This window comes from Pseudoalteromonas sp. ESRF-bin5, assembly GCF_002632075.1.
In the GTDB taxonomy this organism is placed as follows: domain Bacteria; phylum Pseudomonadota; class Gammaproteobacteria; order Enterobacterales; family Alteromonadaceae; genus Pseudoalteromonas; species Pseudoalteromonas marina.
In genome coordinates this window covers 1-4561 of sequence record NZ_NTLW01000126.1, presented here as the reverse complement: position 1 = coordinate 4561, position 4561 = coordinate 1, and the positions used below count along the sequence as shown (strand labels likewise).

Below are 4561 nucleotides of genomic sequence, written 5' to 3'. Positions count from 1 at the left end.
GCTAACGCTGCATTGAACCACGAACATAGACTGAAGACAGGTGCCACGACGAAATAAGTAAGGTCTGCTCTGTTACTAGAAATAGTAATAACCAACGAATATCAGCAAGATAACCGACGACATTACTTGCTTCATCCTATGTATTAACTCGCTCTAATTCGAGCTAAAATAATTATGGCTTAAAAAGTTAGGCAAGGATCAGTGCGTTTAACTTGACAATGGGAGTCATACCAACGCCCGCATAAGGGGCTGATAATTGTTGGCTATAATGTGTAGCGGAGCGAAACTGAGCCAACTGTTAGCAGTCCCGTCTTAATGCGCTTGTTAGTGAGGTACTTTACATTGACCGTTTAGTACTTCCCAAATAGCCGCATTATAATGGCGAGTACCTAGACTCTGATTTGCTGCCATTGCTTGTTTAAGTTTGCTTAGTAAATCTTTTGCGTTATATGGCAACATGCAATCATTGTTATTTGCAAGTAAAGATAATTTAGCTGAATCTAGAAAGCCAAATAAGTAACTCTCACAGTGAGTAGTAACAACACCTTTACTGTTACTTTCTTTGTCGCAACCTTCAACAAATATTTTAAGGCTTACTGGTTCAGTCGCGTAACAAAAAGGAGCTATAAGAAGCAATAATATTATAATTTTCATCGACACTCCCTTATCTCACTAACGTGTTTATAGCGAGCGAATCGCGCGTTTTTCTACCACGGCGAAGCTCGTTTTCCTTGTTTGTTTATTAGTAACAAACTTGCCAACTAATTGCCAGCGTTATTAAAATCCTTCAGTGATCGCTTTTCTTCATAGTATAAAACGAGCAACGGGGTCGTTTTATTGACTATGCGAGCGACTGAGCCACAACTGCATATACATACAGTACAAATTCGATGGATTGAAAATGAAAACTCGCTCTGCGTATTTAAATTACATTGCGGACTACATGCTTACCCCACAATATTTATAAGCACTATTTATACTCTCTTAGGCTGGATCGCAAGTTACACCTACTTTGACAACAAACGTCACCTAAATTCAATGAAAACCTTATAACGATCTTTTTTGATCAAAAAGCAGCGATTATCCGATTAAGTGCAATTTGTCATAAAACTGCAATCTAAGTAGGCGATAATTTAAACTCGAACAGTATTTTTTATAATCTAGAAGACGAAGTAAATGACCACACCTTTAGTGCAACTAACATTTGCACTGCAATCACTTGATGATCCGATGTCTGCGGCTATGAGCCACACCATGGAATACGAAAACCTTTCGGTACAAGCTAATGCGCTTCATGCAATTACATTGCAATGCGATTTGCCAGATGCTGTACATGAAGGTGATGTTATTTCGCTGAGCGCAACACATCCAAGTGCCCGTGGCGCTCAGTATTTTACTGAGAACGTTATTACGCAAGCCGATTTAGAGCGTGGTTACGTTAACCTTACTTTAAACAAAATTACCCATAGCCAATGTTTTGTAATGCAGCTGATGTTGCACGGTAAATACGCTACATTAAAAAATAGCCTTCAGTTTGATATGAATATTAACGCATTTGAGGGCGGCTACAACGCACCACTTGTAAATATCGAGCAATCAAAACCACACGGTTTTCGCCGGTATTTTGCTGGGGTAGGCTCGACCTTTTTATCATTGTTTTAAAACGCTTTTATCAATAGCGGTTAGTCGGGAAAACTTATTTTTCCCATAGTCACTCCCGCAATACCTTGCGCGGTATTATTAAGGTGTTGCTGCTCACCTGCTAGGCATTCGTTGGCTAAAATAGCAAATAACACGGCTTCTTTAGCATCGGGATCTATTCCTAATACCTGTGTGTTTTTAAACGCCTTAACCTCTGGGCAAAGTGTTAAAAGCTGCTCCATTAATAGTGGGTTATGTATTCCACCACCACTGGCATACACTACACAATTAGGCTCGTTTTTAGCACACTGTTTTATTGCATCGCTTATTACATTAGCACTAAATGCATTGAGTGTTGCCATTACATCGTGGTGAGTTAAGTCAAGCGTATTGGTGAGTCCTTGAGCCGCTTTTAAATACGCTAAATTAAACACTTCTGGCCCTGTTGTTTTGGGCATGCTTAAATTAAAAAAGTCATCTGCGCGTAATGCATGAAGTAAAGGCATATTTACTTTCCCTGCTTTTGCTATTTTTGCACCGTCGTCAAAATGCATCCCCTCAAAATATTTTTGTACATAGGCATCCATTATTGTATTACCCGGGCCAATATCAGAGCTAAATACACTGTTTGCATCACCGCTTTTGGGTAAAAAAGTTAAGTTAGCTATGCCACCCATGTTGAGTAAAATACGGTTTTCAACAAGGCTTGAAAAAAACAAGTAATCGCCATATACCGCAAGTGGGGCACCTTCGCCTCCTGCGGCTATGTGCTTTTGCCTAAAATCGCCAATGGTTGTAATGCCGGTAGTAACGGCTATTTGGTCGCTGTCGCCAATTTGTAATGTGCCATTAGTAAAGCTTTTATGATTATGCTGCGACTGTGGGCAGTGGTAAATTGTTTGCCCATGACTGGCTATTACATCAATACTTGCTGGATCTACCTGCCAAGTATGTAAGCACTGATTAACCATATTGCCATGGAGCTTACCTACCCAAGGGTGCAGTAAGGTTACTAGTTCTAAATCGCACTCTCGCTTTGCAAATACCTGCTTTATTTTGCTTTTATAATCGTCGCTATATTCAACGGTGGTAAAATTTAATATTTCAATATGTGTGTTTAAGCCCCCGCCGCTTACCTTACACAGTGCTACATCGAGCCCATCTAAAGAGGTACCACTCATTAAACCTATAATTAAACGGCTTGGCTTTTGGGCACTATTATATAGGGCAGCTATGTGTGGGTGCATAAAAGGTATCTTAAACAGTATTATATTTTGCTTATATTAGAGTACTTTAAAACAAAGTCATAGGCGTAAGCAGTTAATTTTCGTGATTGTGCAATCTCTAATTGCTTGCTAAGTTAAACCGTATTCAGCACATACTTAATTAAAACAATGATTACCCTAAGAGACTTTAAACCAAAGGACGCTTCACACATTATTAATACCTTAAACGATGAACAGGTGACGCGGTTTTTATCGTCTAAAATTCCATTTCCGTATACTCAAGCCGACGCCGATTGGTGGATAAACCAAGGCTCTAAAAGTGGAATAGTTAAGGCCATTGTTGTAGATGGGCAATTTGCGGGGTGTATAGGCATAACGCCCGGAGAGTTCGAGTATAGCCGAAGTGGCGAAATAGGCTATTGGCTTAATAGCTACTTTTGGGGGCAAGGAGTAATGACTCACGCTATTACACAAATTTGCGATGACGCATTTAAAACCTCAAACCTAAACCGTATTTTTGGCGCTGTATTTGCTGGTAATACTGGTTCTATAAAGGCACTGACTAAATGTGGTTTTAAGGCCGAGGCTATTCTTAAACAAGCCATTTATAAAAATGGCGCATTTTACGATAGCCATATTTTTAGCAAGCTCAAATAAACCGTTTAGAATAATTACTCCGCTTAAGGTTGAATTAACAGCCCCTCGCCCAAAACTCCTGTTATAAGGTACAAATTTGTACATACATTTACTACTTAACGCGCATTATTGTTTATGCCAATCGGGTTATTAAACGCATACACATTCGTTAAGTGGGTTCATATTCAAAAGGAGAATTTTATGTCTGCAACTAGTCGTCAACTTACTTTGGCATCACGCCCACACGGTGCTCCAACCGATAAAAACTTTGAGCTTAAAACAGTCGATTTACCAGCCCTTAAAGATGGCGAGGTGCTGCTGCGCACTATTTACTTATCACTTGACCCATACATGCGTGGCCGCATGAGCGACGCAAAGTCGTACGCCGATCCGGTAAACGTGGGTGACGTAATGGTTGGCGCTACCGTGTGCCAAGTCGAAGAGTCTAAAAACGATAAATTTAGCGAAGGCGAGTGGGTACTTGCCTATACAGGTTGGCAAAGTTACGCCATTAGTAATGGCGAAGGCCTTATGCAATTAGGCAAAGAACCTGCAAATCCTTCGTACGCGCTAGGCATTATGGGTATGCCAGGCTTTACAGCCTACATGGGCTTACTTGATATTGGCGCACCTAAAGAAGGCGAAACGGTAGTCGTAGCCGCAGCAACAGGGCCAGTTGGCGCAACCGTTGGCCAAATAGCTAAAATCAAAGGCTGTAAAGTGGTAGGCGTTGCTGGTGGCAGCGAAAAATGTGCCCATGCAGTTGAAAAACTAGGGTTTGATGCCTGTATTGATCACAAAGCCGATGACTTTGCAGAGCAACTAGAAAAAGCCTGTGATAAAGGCATAGATGTTTATTACGAAAATGTGGGCGGTAAAGTGTTTGATGCCGTATTACCATTACTTAATACCGCAGCTCGTGTACCGCTGTGTGGTTTAGTATCGCAGTATAACGCAACAAGCTTACCTGAAGGCCCTGATCGTATGGGTATGCTAATGGGGCAGTTGCTTACTAAACGTATTAAAATGCAAGGCTTTATAATTTTTGACGACTACGG

General features: G+C 40.8%; 5 protein-coding genes. 3 read left to right on the top strand and 2 right to left on the bottom strand.

The features are described from left to right. Positions 1-324 precede the first annotated feature (324 nt). A complete protein-coding gene (locus BCG07_RS06590; protein ID WP_286889393.1) occupies positions 325-654 on the bottom strand; it encodes a hypothetical protein in 330 nt (109 codons plus the stop codon). 522 nt (positions 655-1176) lie between these two features. Between BCG07_RS06590 and BCG07_RS06585 the strand changes: the two genes are divergently transcribed. Continuing rightward, on the top strand, positions 1177-1662 hold the full coding sequence (locus tag BCG07_RS06585; protein ID WP_286889391.1) for a hypothetical protein: 486 nt from the start codon (positions 1177-1179) through the stop codon (positions 1660-1662). 20 nt (positions 1663-1682) lie between these two features. Here the strand turns inward: BCG07_RS06585 and BCG07_RS06580 are convergent, their stop codons facing one another. After that, positions 1683-2888 carry an anhydro-N-acetylmuramic acid kinase gene (locus BCG07_RS06580; RefSeq protein ID WP_286889389.1) on the bottom strand — a complete coding sequence of 402 codons (1206 nt, stop codon included), beginning with the start codon at positions 2886-2888 and terminating at the stop codon, positions 1683-1685. Between the two features lie 147 nt (positions 2889-3035). Between BCG07_RS06580 and BCG07_RS06575 the strand changes: the two genes are divergently transcribed. Next, positions 3036-3524 (top strand): GNAT family N-acetyltransferase, encoded by a 489-nt coding sequence (locus tag BCG07_RS06575; protein WP_286889388.1) that lies wholly within the window; start codon positions 3036-3038, stop codon positions 3522-3524. 180 nt (positions 3525-3704) lie between these two features. Next, positions 3705-4561: NADPH-dependent curcumin/dihydrocurcumin reductase (gene curA / locus BCG07_RS06570; protein WP_286889386.1), on the top strand; the 857-nt coding region annotated here is incomplete at its 3' end.

What these genes read in the sequence shown, in the direction of transcription:
- BCG07_RS06590 (WP_286889393.1), bottom strand. Translation starts at nt 654, where the DNA reads ATGAAAATTATAATATTATTGCTTCTTATAGCTCCTTTTTGTTACGCG.
- BCG07_RS06575 (WP_286889388.1), top strand. Translation starts at nt 3,036, where the DNA reads ATGATTACCCTAAGAGACTTTAAACCAAAGGACGCTTCACACATTATT.
- BCG07_RS06585 (WP_286889391.1), top strand. Translation starts at nt 1,177, where the DNA reads ATGACCACACCTTTAGTGCAACTAACATTTGCACTGCAATCACTTGAT.
- BCG07_RS06580 (WP_286889389.1), bottom strand. Translation starts at nt 2,888, where the DNA reads ATGCACCCACACATAGCTGCCCTATATAATAGTGCCCAAAAGCCAAGC.